General features: G+C 69.6%; 16 protein-coding genes and 1 pseudogene. 7 read left to right on the top strand and 10 right to left on the bottom strand.

Annotation, left to right across the window (positions count from 1 at the left end):
• Positions 1-4 precede the first annotated feature (4 nt).
• The gene (locus tag IE302_RS03980; RefSeq protein ID WP_191251800.1) at positions 5-529 is read right to left on the bottom strand and encodes a flavodoxin domain-containing protein; all 525 of its coding nucleotides are present in this window, start codon (positions 527-529) and stop codon (positions 5-7) included.
• Entirely contained in the window at positions 529-1,920 is a 1,392-nt protein-coding gene (locus tag IE302_RS03975; RefSeq protein WP_191251798.1) for a DUF4389 domain-containing protein, read from the bottom strand. Before IE302_RS03975 ends, IE302_RS03980 begins: the two co-directional genes overlap by 1 nt.
• Before the next feature lie 238 nt (positions 1,921-2,158).
• Here IE302_RS03975 and IE302_RS03970 point away from each other — a divergent pair.
• Both IE302_RS03970 and IE302_RS03965 read left to right on the top strand, forming a co-directional pair.
• Positions 2,159-2,314, top strand: a pseudogene (locus tag IE302_RS03970) (Acg family FMN-binding oxidoreductase); the annotation flags it as partial.
• Positions 2,315-2,349: 35 nt separating this feature from the next.
• Positions 2,350-2,589, top strand: coding sequence for an SHOCT domain-containing protein (locus tag IE302_RS03965; RefSeq protein ID WP_191251796.1), 240 nt, complete (start codon positions 2,350-2,352; stop codon positions 2,587-2,589).
• A 7-nt stretch (positions 2,590-2,596) separates the two neighbouring features.
• Here the strand turns inward: IE302_RS03965 and IE302_RS03960 are convergent, their stop codons facing one another.
• On the bottom strand, positions 2,597-3,592 hold the full coding sequence (locus tag IE302_RS03960; RefSeq protein WP_191251793.1) for an Acg family FMN-binding oxidoreductase: 996 nt from the start codon (positions 3,590-3,592) through the stop codon (positions 2,597-2,599).
• A gap of 222 nt (positions 3,593-3,814) precedes the next feature.
• Here IE302_RS03960 and IE302_RS03955 point away from each other — a divergent pair, with 222 nt between their 5' ends.
• Positions 3,815-4,477, top strand: coding sequence for a response regulator transcription factor (locus IE302_RS03955; protein ID WP_191251792.1), 663 nt, complete (start codon positions 3,815-3,817; stop codon positions 4,475-4,477).
• Positions 4,478-4,491: 14 nt separating this feature from the next.
• On the opposite strand, the gene IE302_RS03950 is transcribed toward IE302_RS03955, so the two are convergent.
• Positions 4,492-6,213, bottom strand: coding sequence for a sensor histidine kinase (locus IE302_RS03950; protein WP_191251791.1), 1,722 nt, complete (start codon positions 6,211-6,213; stop codon positions 4,492-4,494).
• Between the two features lie 130 nt (positions 6,214-6,343).
• Positions 6,344-7,246 carry a nitroreductase family protein gene (locus tag IE302_RS03945; protein ID WP_191251790.1) on the bottom strand — a complete coding sequence of 301 codons (903 nt, stop codon included), beginning with the start codon at positions 7,244-7,246 and terminating at the stop codon, positions 6,344-6,346.
• 206 nt (positions 7,247-7,452) lie between these two features.
• Here IE302_RS03945 and IE302_RS03940 point away from each other — a divergent pair, with 206 nt between their 5' ends.
• The 3 genes from IE302_RS03940 (at position 7,453) to IE302_RS03930 (ending at position 9,805) form a co-directional block, all read left to right on the top strand.
• On the top strand, positions 7,453-8,088 hold the full coding sequence (locus IE302_RS03940; RefSeq protein ID WP_229907580.1) for a CBS domain-containing protein: 636 nt from the start codon (positions 7,453-7,455) through the stop codon (positions 8,086-8,088).
• Positions 8,085-8,597, top strand: a complete 513-nt coding sequence (locus IE302_RS03935; RefSeq protein ID WP_229907579.1) for a hypothetical protein — start codon at positions 8,085-8,087, stop codon at positions 8,595-8,597. The genes IE302_RS03940 and IE302_RS03935 overlap by 4 nt, the downstream gene beginning before the upstream one ends.
• A 158-nt stretch (positions 8,598-8,755) precedes the next feature.
• Positions 8,756-9,805 carry a hypothetical protein gene (locus tag IE302_RS03930; protein ID WP_191251788.1) on the top strand — a complete coding sequence of 350 codons (1,050 nt, stop codon included), beginning with the start codon at positions 8,756-8,758 and terminating at the stop codon, positions 9,803-9,805.
• Between the two features lie 18 nt (positions 9,806-9,823).
• Here the strand turns inward: IE302_RS03930 and IE302_RS03925 are convergent, their stop codons facing one another.
• Positions 9,824-10,786 carry an Acg family FMN-binding oxidoreductase gene (locus IE302_RS03925; RefSeq protein WP_191251787.1) on the bottom strand — a complete coding sequence of 321 codons (963 nt, stop codon included), beginning with the start codon at positions 10,784-10,786 and terminating at the stop codon, positions 9,824-9,826.
• 246 nt (positions 10,787-11,032) lie between these two features.
• On the opposite strand from IE302_RS03925, the gene IE302_RS03920 reads away from it, so the two are divergent.
• Positions 11,033-11,500 (top strand): universal stress protein, encoded by a 468-nt coding sequence (locus IE302_RS03920; protein ID WP_191251781.1) that lies wholly within the window; start codon positions 11,033-11,035, stop codon positions 11,498-11,500.
• Here the strand turns inward: IE302_RS03920 and IE302_RS03915 are convergent.
• The 4 genes from IE302_RS03915 to IE302_RS03900 are packed head-to-tail and all read right to left on the bottom strand — an operon-like array spanning position 11,481 to position 16,475.
• Complete coding sequence (locus IE302_RS03915; RefSeq protein ID WP_191251778.1) at positions 11,481-12,590, bottom strand: acetate/propionate family kinase; 1,110 nt, start codon at positions 12,588-12,590, stop codon at positions 11,481-11,483. The two genes, IE302_RS03920 and IE302_RS03915, sit on opposite strands and share 20 nt — an antisense overlap.
• A complete protein-coding gene (locus IE302_RS03910) occupies positions 12,587-15,013 on the bottom strand; it encodes a phosphoketolase family protein (RefSeq protein ID WP_191251773.1) in 2,427 nt (808 codons plus the stop codon). Before IE302_RS03910 ends, IE302_RS03915 begins: the two co-directional genes overlap by 4 nt.
• Positions 14,974-15,873, bottom strand: a complete 900-nt coding sequence (locus tag IE302_RS03905; protein WP_191251772.1) for a universal stress protein — start codon at positions 15,871-15,873, stop codon at positions 14,974-14,976. Before IE302_RS03905 ends, IE302_RS03910 begins: the two co-directional genes overlap by 40 nt.
• A complete protein-coding gene (locus IE302_RS03900) occupies positions 15,870-16,475 on the bottom strand; it encodes a CBS domain-containing protein (RefSeq protein WP_191251769.1) in 606 nt (201 codons plus the stop codon). The genes IE302_RS03905 and IE302_RS03900 overlap by 4 nt, the downstream gene beginning before the upstream one ends.
• Positions 16,476-16,487: the final 12 nt, after the last annotated feature.

Here is a 16,487-nt window from a genome sequence, read left to right as displayed (position 1 = left end):
CGGGCTAGCCGAGCTTCCTGGCCGATGCGAACCTTCCGCCGAGCGCGGCACCCCACTCGCGGGCCCGGTCCAGCTCACCGGCGCGCAGTACCGTCCGCTGTTCGTCCATCTCGACGAAGAAGCTCTCCGGAGGCACGAGCGGCCCGAAGCCGAGCCGCCGCAGCCTGCGTTCCGCGCCGACCGCGGCGGATCCGGTGAGCCAGCGCGGTTTCTCCAACCGGGTGTCGAAGGTCGCGACCGGCCTGCCGCCGGACTTCCGGTTCAGGGCGCCGAGCCACTCGCGGAGGCCTGTACCCGAGCGGACGTCGTCCATCGCCTGCCGAGCCGCCTCGGTCCGGCTCGACGGCCACGACATCCCGTGCACGTGAGTCGGTCCACCGACCACCAACAGGTCGGTTTCCGTCACGTCCTCGACGTCGTCGACGTTTACCACGGACACCTCCGCATACGGCGCGAGCCCCGCCCCCACGGCCTTCGCCACCTGCTCGGTGTTCCCGAACATCGACTCGTACACCACCATCGCCCGCATCAGCGTTCTCCTTGTCCTGCGGTCGAATTTCTTTGTGCCACCCGCGCGACCGCGACGGCGACGACTGCCACCGCTCCCGCCAGCGCGGCGGCGCCGATGAGCAGCAGCGACCACGCGTACCAGCTCAGCATGGGCACGGTCGCCCCGGCCTCGGCCCGGACGTCGACGACCGGGGACCCGTCGGCGTTCATCACCACCACGGTCCAGTCCCCCGGCTCGTCGGGCCAGCTCACCGTCCGCGTGCCGAGGCCGCTGGACTGCGCCTTCCAGATGTCCCTGGTCTCGGGTGGTCCCGGCGAGTCGGGGCCCTCATGCGTGATCACCGCGCCGGAGGAAAGGTCGGTGACCGTCGCGTACGGCGTTCCCGCGAGGTACCGCCGGACGGCGTCCGACCTCGCGATCCCGATGAAGACCGCTTTCCCGGTCACGTCCACCGCGGTCAACCGGAGATCGCCCAGCGCTCCCAGCGCGGGCACGGAATCGTCGGCGGCACGGGCGAACCGGATGCGTTCACTGGCCAGCGCGAAGGTTTCGGTGCGATAGGACACCGCGGTGGTCAGATAGCCGTCGGCGTCACGAGCGAACCTGTCCAGCCACAGGGCCGTCGCGCCGCCGGTGAGCAGCCCCATGGACGTCAGGCCGAGGACCACGCCCAAGACCACCGAGACGATCCGGCCCCGCGTCCAGCCGGACTCGCCCGGATTTCGCCCGGACACGACCCTCTCGCCGGTGGAGGAATCCGGCTCGGCTCCGCCGGTATCGAGCCGGAACGGCGGATACTCGTCCGTCATGAGCGCGGCGTAGGCACCGACCCGGACGACCCAGCGGTCCATGCCCAGCACGAAATCGTAGATCGGCTTCGGGTACTCGCCGGTGAACAGCAGCGCGAACCCGGCGACGAGCACGAGCAGACAGATGAGCCCGCCGGCGCCCCAGCTGAACCCGTCGTCCTCGGATCGCCAAGCCAGCCACAGGCCGCCGCCCGCGAACAGGCCGACGACGAGATAGTGCGGGAGCGCCAGCAACCACCACTTCACCAGCACGAGTCCGCGCGACAACCGTTCCGGGTAGTCGATTTCCAGCCTCGCCGGGTACTCCGGCACGTCGGCGAGGGTGAACGGCGGATAGCGATCGGTGCCCAGCGCCGCGTAGGCGTAGTAATGCACGCGCCAGGTCCAGCGCAGCACACCGACGTTGAACTCGAAGATCGCTCTCGGATAGCGCCCGGCGACCAGGATGGCGAAGAAGGCCACCACGGTGAGCAGCACGAAAGCGAGCCACAGCAACGCGAGCATGAGGTAATGCGGGATCGCCAGCACCCACTTCACCAGCCACAACCAGCGTGACAGACCGGGGTCGAGCCTGGCTTCGACACGAACTGCCTGGTTCACGGCTCCTCCTCGACGCGGAGCGGACAGCTCGACGATCCGGGTTTCCGGGCCCCGTGGACAGGAACGAAGGACCCTCCCAGCCGGGTCCTCCGACCCTCCTCGGCGTCGCGGGTCGCAAGAACCATGGTGTTCACCGGTTCCCCTACCGATGAGGCGGGTGCTCCCGATGGATCGTGGCCTTCCCGACGACTTCACCGTCGACAACGCGGTGGCCCTCGCCGTCCGGGCGCCTTCGGTTCCGGTCTATCGCACCGAACTCGCCGCCTGGAGCGGACGCCACACCGCTCCGGACGGCATCCCGTCGGCGAACGCGCCCGCGTGGGACGACACCCCCGGCGTCCTGCCGACGCGCGCGTTCGCCGACCCCGCCCTCGGACAGCCACCCGGTTCTGCGCTATCAGAGCCGCTGACCGAAAGGGACCTCCAGTGATGCCTCACGGACACTATTACGGCAACGACTGGGTCGGCGTGGTCCTGATCCTCGCCATCGCGGTCGCCGTGATCGCCGGCGTCGTCACCGTCGCCGTGCTCCTGCTCCGCCGCTACCCAGGGCCCGCCGCCGGCGACGAGGAAGCCCTGCGGCTCCTCGACGAACGCTTCGCCCGCGGCGAGATCGACAAGGCCGAGTACGAAGAACGCCGCGCCGCGATGCGGAAGATGCGGAACTGAGCCGAGCTCAGAAGCCGCGTCCGAGTAGTTCGTCGATCGCGCGGCGCGGGCTGGCCGGTACCGCCCCGGAGGGGTAACCGAACCGCATGAGCGCCTGTGGGAAACCGGCCAGTTCGAGGTCCTCGCACAACGCGGAGCGGACCTCGGGCAGGTGCAGCGGCTGGGTCAGCACCGAGCCGACGAGGCCGCCGTCGACCGCGTCGAGCCACGTCGTCTGCAGCGCGTGACCCGCCGCCAGATGGTCGTGCCGGGTGTCGTCGAGGGTCAGGAACACGAGCAGCGTCTCTTCGGCCAGCCGTCGCATCAGGACCGCGCTGTCCGGCAACGCCGTGGACGGCCGCACCAGTCCCGCCCACGGCAACGAACCCGGCGGGAGCGCTGTCGCCGCGAGACCCACACCGTGCCGATGAGAGACCTCGTCGCGGATCGTCCACAACGCGAGCTCACGCTGATACCCGTGGTCGTGCTGATGGGCTTCCGCCGCGAACTCGAGCAACTCGGCGACCCGCGTCAGCTCCAGCTCATCGCGGATCGGTTTGGCTTCGACGCCCGCCGAAGCGGCGGTGACCATCAGTTCGCCGACCCGCTGAGGCGAGACCGGCCGCCCGGAAAAGCGCCTTCGATAGCTACGCCGTCGCTCGATGGCGGAGTACCGGTGCAGCTCGGCGGCGGAAGGCACCGCACGCTCGCCCGGGGCGAGCGACGCGACCACTTCCGGGCGGTCCGGTTCGGGGAAGGTCTCCGTCCGCGGCTCGTATCCGAGCACGCGGACGGCTATCTCCAGGTTCGCGAGCGCGGCGCCGCAGGACAGCACACGGTCGCGGCCCAGCGGGTCGTGTTCCGGCAGGGTCAGGTCCCTGCGCTCGACCAGGAGCAGCCGGTCCGGATCGAACTCCAGGATCCACGGCTGGGTGTTGTGCACCGAAGGAGCCCGCAGCAAGGTCCGTGCCAGTACCTCGGTCTCCGCCGTCGACCAGACCTCTCGCCGCTTTCGCCCCACCATGCTCCCGCCCTCCTCGATCGTGCCGTGCCGGGATCCCACCGTGCGCCAGGCCGGGGTGCGGTGCGCAGGTGCGGAGGACTCGGATCGCCGGGACCTAAGCCCCGACGCTGTCCGGTGAGGGACCAAAGCCCTTCCGCCACAGGACGTACAGACCGGTGTGTCGATCCGGGCGCCGGAGTACTTTCGGGCACACGGCCGGGACCTGCGTCGGGAGGGCGAGCCATGACGACCAAGGTGTTCCTGGTCGATGACCACGAAATCGTCCGGCGGGGGCTTTTCGACCTGCTCGGCAGCGAGCCGGACATCGAGATCTCCGGCGAAGCCGCGTCGGTCTCGGAGGCCCTCACCCGGATTCCCGCGAGCGACACCGACATCGCGGTGCTGGACGTCCGCCTCCCGGACGGCACCGGCATCGAACTGTGCCGCGAACTGCTCTCCGCTCGGCCGCGTCTGCGCTGTCTGATGCTCACGTCCTACGCCGACGACGAAGCCCTCTTCACCGCGATCATGGCAGGCGCGTCCGGGTTCGTCCTGAAGCAGGTGCTCGGCAACGACCTCGTCTCCGCGATCAGGACCATCGCCGACGGCGGTTCCCTGCTCGACAGCCGCACCACCGCCGCGCTGATGAACCGCATCCGGCGGGAGAACGACCGCGAGGATCCGATCGCCGCGTTGTCCGAGCAGGAACGAGCGGTCTTCGAACTCATCGGTGAAGGGCTCACCAACCGCGAGATCGGTGACCGGCTCTTCCTGGCGGAGAAGACCATCAAGAACTACGTCTCCCGGATCCTCGGCAAACTCGGCATCCAGCGCCGGACGCAGGCCGCCGTGCTGGCGGCCGAGCTCAAGAAGGAGGACTGGATCCCGCTGTTCGGCGACCGCTAGCCGTGATCGTCGCGCTACAACGGAACGCGCCACACGATCCGGGTCCCGCCGCCCGCTCGGCCGGTGAACTCGGCGTGTCCCCCGCACCGCTCGGCTCGCTGCGAAAGGTTGTCGAGCCCGCTGCGTCTGCCGGACGACGGCAGACCCACGCCGTTGTCGCTGACCTCGATGGCGAGTTCCCGGTCGGCCTCGACGGTCACGGAGATCTCGTCCGCGCCGGAATGCCGGAGCGCGTTGCTCAGCGCCTCACGGACCACGGCCTCGGCGTGTTCGTACAGCTCGGGCGGGACGAGGGTGTCCACGGCGCCGGCGATCCGGACCGACGGTGTCACCGCCGGAGCCGTGGTCAGTTCGGTGACGACGTCGAGCAACCGCCGTCGAAGGCTCGTCGACTCCTCGGTTCCCGCGGTGTGCAGGTCGAAGATCGACGTCCTGATCTCGCGGACGGTCCGGTCGAGCTGCTCGACGGCTTGGGTGACCCGGTTTCGGGCGAAGTCGTCCGGCACCCTCGGCAGGATGCTCTGCAGGCTCATGCCGGTGGCGAAAAGCCGCTGGATGACGTGATCGTGGAGATCCTGCGCGATCCGGTCACGGTCGGCGAGCACGTCGAGTAACCGCTGGTTGCGCTGCTTCTCGGCGAATTCGAGTGCCACGGCGGCTTGGTCGCCGAACGAGGACAACATCGGGATCTGGTCGGCCCTGAACTGCTGGGTGCCCTTCTCCCGGCTGGCGACCAGAACGCCACCGACGCCCGCCGTGCTGGTCAGCGGCGCCACGGCCCCCGGGCCGGAAAGCGCCTTGTCTCCCGAGGTGAAGACCGTGCCGAGGTCGGCGATGAGGCAGGTCTGCCCGCCGTCGAACACCTCGTCGAGCAACGGGTGCTCACCAGAGATCGACTTCCCTTGCAGAGCACCTTGCCGTTCGCCGGAGATCGCGGTCACCGTCAGCGGCCGCGTTCCCTTCGGCCCGTCCTCGGCCAGCAGGATCATCACCTCGTCGGCCCCGGCCAGCTCCCTGACGCTCCTGACGATCAAGCCCAGCGTGTCGATCACCGAAGCACCGCCGAGCAGCTCGCCGTTGACCTTCGCCACCGCCTCCAGCCACCGTTCCCTCGTCCGTGAGCGTTCGAACAGCCGCGCGTTGTCGATCGCCACCCCCGCGGCGGCGGCGAGTGCCTGCAGCACGACCTCGTCGTCCGCGGTGAATTCCGCGGCTTCGCGCTTCTCGGTCAGATAAAGGTTCCCGAACACTTCGTCCCGCACCCGGACCGGGACCCCCAGGAAGCTGTGCATCGGTGGGTGGTTGGCGGGAAAACCGACCGAGGCCGGATGCGCCGACAGATCCGGGACCCGGACCGGCTGCGGCTCTTCGATGAGCAAGCCGAGAAGCCCTCTGCCTTCGGGCAGATGCCCCATCGTCGCCCGGAGGTCCGGCTCGATGCCCACGTACACGAACTGGGAAAGGCCGTCCTCGTCACCGAGGACACCCAACGCGCCGTACTTGGCGTCGACCAGCTCCACAGCCGCTTGGACGATCCGCTGCAAGGTCGAATCGAGTTCGAGCCCGGTCCCCACCGCGAGAACCGCGTCGAGCAGCCCCTGCAGCCTGTCCCGGGTCTTGACGATCTCCGAGAGCCGCTCCTGGACCTCGTGCAGCAACTCGTCCAGCCGTAGCCCGGTCAGCACCGCCGCGCTGGGCGGAGGCTGACTGCCAGCCGGTCGCGACTCGGCCGACATCGCCGGCCTCCTTCCGGTCGGATGACGGCTCGTTCGCCGTCAGGACGGGCCCAGCGTTCCACTCAGCGGACCCGCTGCCAAGACATGACGCGTTGTCCGCTCGGGGACGACCCTGCCGGACGCATCCGAGTCACCCAGCCGGATAGCCCAAACGCATGATCAAGCCCGGCGCGCCGGGAAGGGCCAGCTCGGCTACAAGCCGGCTCCTGATCCCTGGCACGCGAAGCGGACGGGTCAGGGTCGAAGCCGCCAGCCCGCTTTCGACCGCCGCGAGCCACACCGACTCCATCGCTACTCCGGTCGACACCATCTCGGGTCTGCGCTGGGTGGTGGCGCAGAAGACCACCAGGGTCTCTCTTTTCAGCCGGGCGGCCAGTTTCACGCCGTCGGGGAGCAGGGGCCAGCTACGGGCGACCTCGGCCCACGGCTCGGCACCGGAGCCGGGTGAGTACCGCACGCCGACCCGGCCGATGTTCCAGGCGGCGGTCCACGCGTTCAGTTCCGTTTCGTCCCTGGTCGAAGCGAAGACATCCGCCAGTGGCCCCAGCTCGCCAGGGTGCACCACCCGGCAGTGCACGTCCCCGGGTGCTCGCCGGACGATCCGGGCCATCAGGTCCGGCGCCACGGGCACCCGCGAGAACTCGACGTCGTGACTCGCCCGGCGCGAGATGGCGGAGTAGCCGTGCAGATCGCGGTCGGACGGCGGCGCCCTCCTGGTCGCGACCACGGTGCCGACCAGTGGCGCCTCCTCCTCCGCCGCCAGGCTGATCCTTGCGCCCCAGCCGAGGACGCGTACCCCCAGGACGAGATTCGCCAGCGCCGCCCCACAAGAGATCAGATGATCGAGACGGTCCGATGTGGACGACGGACCAGCCGGATCGACATGCTCCGTCACTTCCACACGCCGCCCCGGGAGCGAGAGCGACCACGGCCGTCCACGACGCGTCGACGGCGCGCTCACCGCGGCCCTGGCGAGCACCTCGACCTCGCCGTCCGACCATTGCCCACGCACCGCGTCGTTCGACTCTCGCATGCGGCGGCTCCTCGTTCCGGAACATCTCGTTCGAGTCCACTCCGGTCCGGGCCCACGACGGTAGTGGCGTCCGGCGCGGCCGAAGTCCCGCTCTTCCGGGACCAACGGCACCGGCCGGGAACCGCCCGGTGTGTCTAGCTTCGGAACGGAACGAGCCGAACGCGATCAGCCAAGGGATTCTCATGCGCCAAAAGGTTTCTCAGGTGATGACGGCGAACCCGGTGTGCGTGGCCGAGGACGCCGGGTACAAGCAGATCGTCGACACGCTGGCGCGGTACGGGATCAGCGCGGTCCCGGTCGTCGATGCCGCCGGGGTCCCGGTCGGAGTGGTGTCGGAAGCGGACCTGCTCACCCGTCTGGACCATCGCCGCCGTCGTCGTCGTCACGCCCGGCTCGGCAAGACGGGTGCTTTGCTGGCCCGGGATCTGATGACCAGCCCGGCCGCCACGATCGGCGCGGACACGTCCGTCACCGCGGCCACCGTCCGGCTCGCCGACGCGGGGATCCGGCGGCTCTTCGTCGTCGAAGCCGGGAAGCTGGTCGGTGTGGTCGCGCGCCGCGACCTGCTCGCCGTCTTCCGCCGTCCGGACGACGAGATCCGCACGGCGGTCGAACACGACATCCTCGCGGACACTCTCCGGGTGCCACCCGGTCAAGCCTCCGTCACCGTCTCCGACGGCGTCGTCACCCTTCTCGGCAGGCTCGACAGCCGCGGGGCGGTGGAACGCGCGGGTGAACTCTCCGCCGACATCGCGGGCGTGCTGGCGGTGAAGAACCGGCTCGATTTCGTCTGGGACGACCGGCGCACCCGCACATCTTCCCTCCAAAGAGGACAGCGATGAAAAGTACGAGTCTGGCCGTTCTCCGTATCTCCATCGGCTTGATCTTCCTGTGGGCCTTCGCGGACAAGGCTTTCGGTTTCGGCTACGCCACGACGTCGAACAACGCCTGGGTCAACGGCGGTTCTCCCACCAAAGGGTTCCTGAGCCACGTCGACGTGGGGCCGTTCGCCGGCACCCTGCGTTCGTGGGCGGGTGCGGCTTGGGCGGACTGGCTGTTCATGATCGGCCTCCTGGGCATCGGCCTCGCCGTGACCGTCGGTATCGGACTGTGGATCTCGGCCTTCACGGGAACCGTGATGATGGCGCTCATGTGGGTCGCGGAATGGCCACCGGCCCGGACGACCATCACCGGCGAGCCGAGCCTGTCGACCAATCCCGTCATCGACTACCACTTCGTCTACGCCGTCGTTCTGATCGCTGTGGCGGCCACCGCGGCGGGAAATCACCTCGGCTTGGGCGGCCGGTGGTCCCGCCTGTCCTTTGTGGAGCACAATCGCTGGCTTCGCTGAACCACCATCGGGACGCTTGTGCGGAGGAAATCCGGCCACACAGCGTCCCGATGACAGCCAGGTGTTCACCCGGTCAGTCCTCTTTTCGCCGCCGTGCGCCCGGATCGCATTAAGCTGCCCACTCGTGCCCGGCCCCGTCCACCACCCAGGCGGTAGCGATGCTCGAGCGACCTGGCTACACCGCGATCGACCTGCGGCCGCTGGCCGGCGGTGAAGGCACCAGCGCGTACTCGGTCAGTGACACCGAATTCGTCGTCGGCGAGTCAGGCTCCACCCCCGCCCGCTGGAACCGCGAGGGCGACCCGTCCGCTTTGGCCGTCCTCGACGGGTATTCCGGCGGGCGCGCCTGCGATGTGAACAAAACCGGTGTTATCGCGGGAATTCTTCACGACGGCGAGCAACTCCGGCCGGTGCGCTGGGATCCCGCCGGTGCCGTGGAGAGGCTCGAAATGCCCGCCGATGCGGTCTCGGGTGCGGTGAACCGCATCAATGACCGGGGTTCGATGCTGGGCGGCGTGATGGAACCCGGCTACCGCTGGCACGCGATCCGGTGGACTCCGGAAGGTCACCTCGTGGAACTCGAACCGTTGACGGCCGGCGGCGAGACCCAGGCGCACGACCTGAACGAACTGGACGAGGTCGCGGGGACCGCCAAAGACGACTCCGGCGTGCGAACCGCGGTGCGCTGGAACCGGTCGGGTGAGATCAGCCGGTTGCCCTCGCCACGTCGCGCGACCGCTTGCTGCGTCAACGACCAAGGCGTGGTGGCCGCCGACGGCGTGTCGTGGAACCGCGACGGCCAGGCCACGCTGTTGGCCGGTGGCCAGGCTTTCCGGGCCGGGCAGACGCTGAGACTCACCAATGACGGTGCGACGATCGGCTGGGGCGCGACGACGGACGGGCAGCAGATCGGCGTCCGCTGGGACCGGTCGGGCGAGCCCACCGTGCTGCCTCCGCTGCCGTCGGACACCAGCAGTACCTGCTTCGACATCGACGACGCCGGTGTGGTCGTCGGCGAGTCGGCGGGCGGCACGACGGTGCGCCCGGTCTGGTGGGACGAGGACGCGACACCTCGTCGGCTGCCGTCTCCCGCCGGTCTGGACGCCATCGTGGCCCAGCACGTCACCATGAGCGGAAACATCATCATCGGTTACGGCTACGACCCCGCCGAGGCCGTCTATCGCGGGATCGCCTGGTATCGCTCCTGAGCCCTCCTCTTTCCCGCGTCATTCCGGCCGCGGCCTCTCACGCACGACGGCTTCGAGCGGACGGCGCGGCGTCGGGACGCCCGGGTAGCCGTAGCCGAGCCGGAAGAGGGTTTGCGGATAACGGTCCCCGCCGATCAGCTCGCGCAGCTCGGCCCGCGTGGACGCGATCTCCATGGGCTGCGAGTAGAACGAGGCGCTCAGCCCCGCCATGGTCGCGGACAGCAGCACCCGTTGCATGGCCCGTCCCGCGCGGAGCCGGGTCTGCGGCCGGTCGTCGGAGGTCGTCAGCACCGCGACGACCGGGTCCTGTTCGAACGGCCGCGAGACCTCGCTTTCGTGGAAGTGCCGCACCGGGAGGAGCCCACCTGCCGGCCGAGGTCCGCCGGCGGAGGCGGGCACCCCGTCGTCCCGGCCGTGACCGGTGGTCCAGGCGCGCGACTCGGCCTGGTAGGCGTCGTCCTGGGCCAGCAGATGGTCGGCTCGCCTGATGAGCGACGCGGTCGCCTCGAGCAGGCCCGCCTCGTCGACCATGAGCAGCCAAGCTCCCTCGGTCCGGGCGGCCAGTTCGGCGGCGACCCGCAGGTGGGCGGGGACCTTCTGGTCGGCGAACGGGCGCCGGTTGCTGTACCGGCGGGGAATGGCCGCGGCGAGCCGTAGCTCCTCGGCGCTCGTCCGATGCCTGCCGCCGAGCTCGACCCTGGCCAGCAGCGACGGGCGTGCCGGATCCGGCAGGAGCTCGGTGCTGGAAAGCCTCCGCGCGGCGGCGATCGCGAGCTCGATGTTCAGCAACGCGGCGCCGCACGCGAGCCAGGCCTCCCTGCCGTCGGGGTCGCACACCCGCAGCACGCGGTCCTCGTCGAGATGTACCTCGATCTCCTCGGCGCCCACCTCGAAGAACCAGGGCTGGGTGTTGTGCGGGGAAGGCGCCCGCACCGCTGCCTTCAGCGCCGTGGTGATCACCGGGAAGTCGGTGAAGATCATCCTGCGCTCCTAGCACTCGGCGGACGTTTCCAGCGTGTCGCGGCGGCCGGGCGCGCGGCAGTGCCGTGGGCCCTGTCGGGACGGGACCTTCGGCACCGCCCCGGTGACCGCTCGGACCTGGGAAACCGGGACCTCCAGCGGTTACGACGCCCCCGTCGACCGGCCGACACTGCGGTAATGCGTGTACGTGAGGTCATGACACGACTCCGGCGTCGTCCTCGGCACCAACTCGAAAAGGGAAAGGCCATGAACCAGCGAACAGGCGCGGGACGTCGGATCGTCGTCGGTACCGACGGGACGGAACACGGCGAGCAGGCGGTCCGCTGGGCGATCATCGAGGGCCGCGCGCGATGCGTCCGCGTCGAAGTGGTCCTGGTCCGCCCCAAGGATTTCCTCCTCCCCGGATCGTCTTTGGCCCTACAACCCCACGGACGGATCCTGATCCGGCACGGGTACCCGCTCGCGGCCGAAGTCGCGAGGATCCGTGAAGAACTCGCGGCGGAGGTGGACGTGACGTGCCAGATCCGCACCGGCGACCCGGCGTCGGAACTCTTGTCCGCCGCGGACGGCGCGGAGCTGCTGGTGCTCGGTTCCCCGACGGGAAGGCGGCTCGCGTTCGGGAGCGTCGCCACCGCGTGCGTCCGGCACGCGACCTGCCCGACCGTGCTCGTGACGCCGCGGGCCGCGCATCAGTTCAGCCCGTCGGCGCCTTAGGCCGTGTCCTGGCCGCCAGCACCTCCTCCGCGGCCCGCGCGAGTTCCTTCTCCTCCCCTGTTCCCAGCACGAGTGCCGTCACCGAAGCACCCTCGGGACTGACCACGCGATCCCCGTCCCCGAGGCAGCGCTCCGAGTCGGCCTCGATGCCGAGGACGCCAAGGGGTTCCGTGAGCCTCGCGAGCAACTCAGGCTGGTGAGCGGCGACCCCGCCGGTGAAGACGACCGCGTCCAGCCGGTCGAGCGCGACCGCCATCGCCCCGATCTCGCGGCGAACGCGGTGCAGATAGACCTCCATCGCGGCCAGCGCGTCCGGATCCCCGGTGGTGGCCGACGCGAGCACCGAGCGCAGATCACCGTCGGTCCCGCTCATCCCGGCCAGACCCGAGCGACGGTAGAGCGCGTCCTCCATCTCCTCGGCGCCCATCGGCGCGGTCCGCATCACGTGGAGCAGCAATCCCGGGTCCACCGAACCGGACCTCGTGGCCATCGCCGGTCCCTCCAGCGGCGTGAAGCCCATGCTCGTGTCCATGCTCCAGCCGTCGCGGATCGCGGTCACCGAAACGCCCGCGCCCAGATGGCAGCACAGCAGACGGGGCTCGGCGACATCCAGGAGTTCCCCGACACGGCGCGCCGCGTGCCGGCAGGAGAGGCCGTGGAAGCCGTACCGGCGCAGCCGTCCTTGCCGGGTCCATTCGCGCGGCAGCGGGTAGTGCGTCGCCGCGGGAGGGAGGGTGGCGTGGAACGACGTGTCGAACGCGGCGACCACCGGGATCGACGGCCGCAGCCGGAAGACCGCCCGGGCCAGGCCGACCGCACGCGGCTGATGCAAGGGCGCCAGCGGGATCAGCCGTTGCAACGCGCCGATCGCAAGGCCGTCGAGCCGTTCCGGTCCGGCTCGCGAACCACCGTGCACGAACCGGATCGCGACAGCATCCACTGTGGACCATCTGTCGAGCGCTTCGCCCACCACCGTGGTGTCGTCCCCGGCCTCCGGCAACGACCACGCCGCCCAGCCGACTGGCTTCCCGTCCTGCACCAGGGCGGTCTTCAGGCTCGACGAGCCGGGATTCAGCGCCAGCACCCTCATCGTCCCTCCCAGCTCCACTCGCGAATCTCCGGCAGGTCTTCCCCGTGCTCGACGATCCACCGCCGGTGACGTTCCCTCTCGTCGGTCATCCGCTGCCGGACCGGGCCCGCACCCGTGAGCAGCCCGGGCACCCGGTCGATCACGTCGATCACCAGCTGAAAACGGTCCATGTCGTTGCGCACCAGCATGTCGAACGGAGTCGTCGTGGTCCCGTGTTCGACATACCCGCGCACGTGGAACCCGGCGTGACCGGCCCGCCGATAGGTGAGGCGGTGGATCAGCCACGGATAGCCGTGGTACGCGAAGACGACCGGCCGGTCCGTCGTGAACAGCGAGTCGAATTCACGATCGCTCATTCCGTGCGGATGCCAGGTTTCGGGCAGCAGGCGCATCAGATCCACCACGTTGACCACGCGCACCGCGACGGCGGGCAGGTGGTCGCGCAGCAGTTTCGCCGCCGCGAGCACTTCGACCGTCGGTGCGTCGCCGGCGCAGGCCAGCACGACGTCCGGTTCGCGATTCGGGTGCGCACCCGCCCATTCCCAGATCCCGGCACCGCGAGCGCAGTGCAGTGCGGCCTGCTCCCGTCCCAGCCAGACCGGGCCGTCGTTCTTCCCCGCCACGATCACGTTGACGTAGTCCCGGCTGCGCAGACAGTGGTCCGCGACCCACAGCAGGGTGTTCGCGTCCGGCGGGAGGTAGACCCGCACCACTTCGGGACTCTTGTTCGCCACGTGGTCGACGAATCCCGGATCCTGATGGGAGAACCCGTTGTGGTCCTGCCGCCAGACATGCGACGTCAGCAGGTACGTCAGGGAGGCCACCGGCCGCCGCCACGGTATCCCCCGATGCACCTTGAGCCATTTGACGTGCTGGTTGACCATCGAATCGACGATGTGTGCGAAGGCCTCGTAGCACGAGATGAGCCCATGTCGACCGGACAGCAGGTAGCCCTCGAGCCAGCCTTGGCACAGATGCTCCGAGAGCACCTCCATCACCCGGCCGTCCGCGGCGAGGTTGTCGTCGACCGGCCGCGTCTCGCACAGCCACGTCTTCGCGGTCACTTCGAAAACCGCTTCGAGCCGATTGGAGGCGGTCTCGTCCGGCCCGAACAGCCGGAAGTTCGCGGTGCGCCGGTTCAGGGCGAACACGTCACGGAGCCATTTCCCGAGTACCCGCGTCGGCTCCGCGGTCGTGCCACCCGGCCGTTCGAGGGTGATCGCGTGCGCGGCGACCTCCGGCAGGTCGAGTGGCCGCAGTACGAGGCCGCCGTTCGCCTGTGGAGACGAACCCATCCGCCGGTCACCGCGCGGGATCAGGGCGGTGACCTCACCGGTCGGCCGCCCGCTCTCGTCGAAGAGCAGTTCCGGCCGGTAGGACCGAAGCCAGTCCTCGAGCCTGCTCAGCTGTTCCGGGTGCTCGCGGACCCCGGGAAGCGGCACCTGGTGCGAACGCCACGTCCCCTCCACCGGCTGGCCGTCCACAAAGGAGGGTCCGGTCCACCCTTTCGGGCTGCGGAGCACGATCAGTGGCCACCGCGGCCGCTCCGGCGGGCGTCCCGAGGACCGCGCCCGCACCTGGATGCCGTCGATCTCGTCGAGCACGTCGTCGAGAGCCGCGGCCATGGCCTGGTGCATGGGTTCCGGGTCATCCCCTTCGACATACCTCGGCGCGTATCCGTTGCCGCGCAACAGTTCGTCGAGTTCCGACCCGGCGATCCGGGACAGCAGGGTCGGGTTGGCGATCTTGTAGCCGTTCAGATGCAGGATGGGCAGCACCGCGCCGTCACGGACCGGATTGAGAAACCGGCCCGACTGCCAGCTCGTGGCGAGCGGCCCGGTCTCCGCTTCGCCGTCCCCCACCACACACGCCACGACGAGGTGCGGATTGTCGAACGCCGCACCGTGCGCGTGCGCCAGTGAGTAGCCGAGCTCCCCGCCCTCGTGGATCGACCCCGGCACGTGCGGCGCCACATGGCTGGGAACGCCGCCGGGGAAAGAGAACTGACGGCAGAGCCTTCGCAGGCCCGCCTCGTCGTAGGACACCTCCGGCCAAGCCTCCGAATAGCTGCCCTCGAGCCATGTCTGCGCGTAGAGCGCCGGCCCGCCATGGCCGGGACCGGTGACGAACAGCATCGGGAGGTCACGCTGCACGATCGCGCGATTCAAGTGCGCGTAGACGAAGTTCAGCCCGGGGCAGGTCCCCCAGTGACCGACGAGGCGGGGCTTCACGTGCTCGGGTCTCAGCGGTGTCTTCAGCAGAGGATTGTCCACCAGGTGGATCTGGCAGGCGGCGAGGTAGTTCGCGGCCCGCCACTGAGCGTCCACCCGGGACAGTTCGGCCGCGGTCGGAACCGCGGGCGCGATCTTGGAACCGGCAGTGGTCACCTGGCCTTCCTCGGCCGGACCACCATCACCGGGCATTCGGCGTAATGGGCCAGTGCCTGACTGGTGGAGCCGAGCAGAAGGCCGGTGAACCCACCGCGCCCGCGGCTGCCGACGACCACCAGCTGGGCCTTTCCGCTCCAGTCCAGCAGGACCTGCCGCGGCCGGTCCCGGACGAGTGAGCGGTTCACCGTGACGTCCGGATACTTCTCTTGCCAGCCCGCGAGGCGTTGCGCGAGCAGTCTGCGTTCGTCGTCCTCGATGGACTCCCACTGCGTGACCAGCCGCGCCATGCCGTAGACGTCGTCATAGGTGACGTCCGACCAAGCGTGCACCGCCACCAGCGAGGCGTTCCGGCGCGAGGCTTCTTCGAACGCCGCTTCCACCGCTTGTTCACTCAACGGGCTCCCGTCGACCCCGACGACCACCGGCCCGTCCTCGGGATAGTTCGTCGTACCCTTCCTGCCCCGGAGCACGACCACGGGGCAGTGCGCGTGCGCGATGATCGCCGACGCAGTCGAACCTATGGTCATTTCCCCGAAGAAACCCTTGCCCGTACCGCCGATCACGACCATCGTCGCCGGCTCCGACGCGCCGACCAGGGCCGAGACCGGCGAATCCGTGGGCATGAGGGTGTCCACCCGGACACCGGGCGCAGCCGACGCGGCTTCCTCCATGGCCTCGTCGAGGATGCGCCGTCCGTCCGCGGCGAGCACGTCGAACCACGGCGAGGGCCCGGCGAGCCCACCGCCGTATGCGCGCTGCTCCACGTGGAGGGCATGCACGATCAACAGCCCCAGGCCCCGTTCGGCGGCGCGGACGGCCGCCCAGCGCACCGCCGCCCGGCCCGGCTCGGCACCGTCCACACCGACGACGATCCTGTTCACCGCGGCATTCATTCCTCACCTTCCTGGTAAGTCACTTTCGCTTGCACGACTCCGGGGATTCCTTCCGCGATGACCTTCGCCACGTGATGGTCGGTGTCGTTCCCGTATCGGTCGCCGATGCGGACCAAACCTTCCTGGACGTCGACCGTCCATCGGCCGGGTCCGCCGTAGATGGCGAGGTGATGGCGTACGTCGGCGGCGATGGCCTCGTCGGCGCGGGCGAACGCGCGGACGAAGTCGCCGCGGGTGAGGATGCCCACCACCTTCGCACCGTCCACAATGGGCATCGCCCGGAACTTCCCGTCGAGCAGCGCCCTGCCGACCTCCGCGAGATCCGCGCCGGCGCTCATCCCGATCACGGGCGTCGTCATCACCTCGGCAACGGTGATGCCCGGCGCCGCCTGACCCGACGGCCGCTTCGCGGAACGGATGTCGTCCGGGAACCGATCCCGGATCAGATCCGCCTCGGTCACGATGCCCACCAAGCGGTCTTCGTCGTTCACCACCGGCAGGGCGGTGAAACCGTGTTCGGTCAGCAGTTCGGCGGCGCGTTTGGCGGTCGTCTCCGGTGCGACGGTCACGACCGGTCTCGTCATCAGGTCCCTGGCCCGCATGTCGCCTCCCTC

The organism is Amycolatopsis oliviviridis (assembly GCF_014654365.1).
Classification (GTDB): domain Bacteria; phylum Actinomycetota; class Actinomycetes; order Mycobacteriales; family Pseudonocardiaceae; genus Amycolatopsis; species Amycolatopsis oliviviridis.
This window is presented reverse-complemented; position numbering and strand designations above follow the sequence as displayed.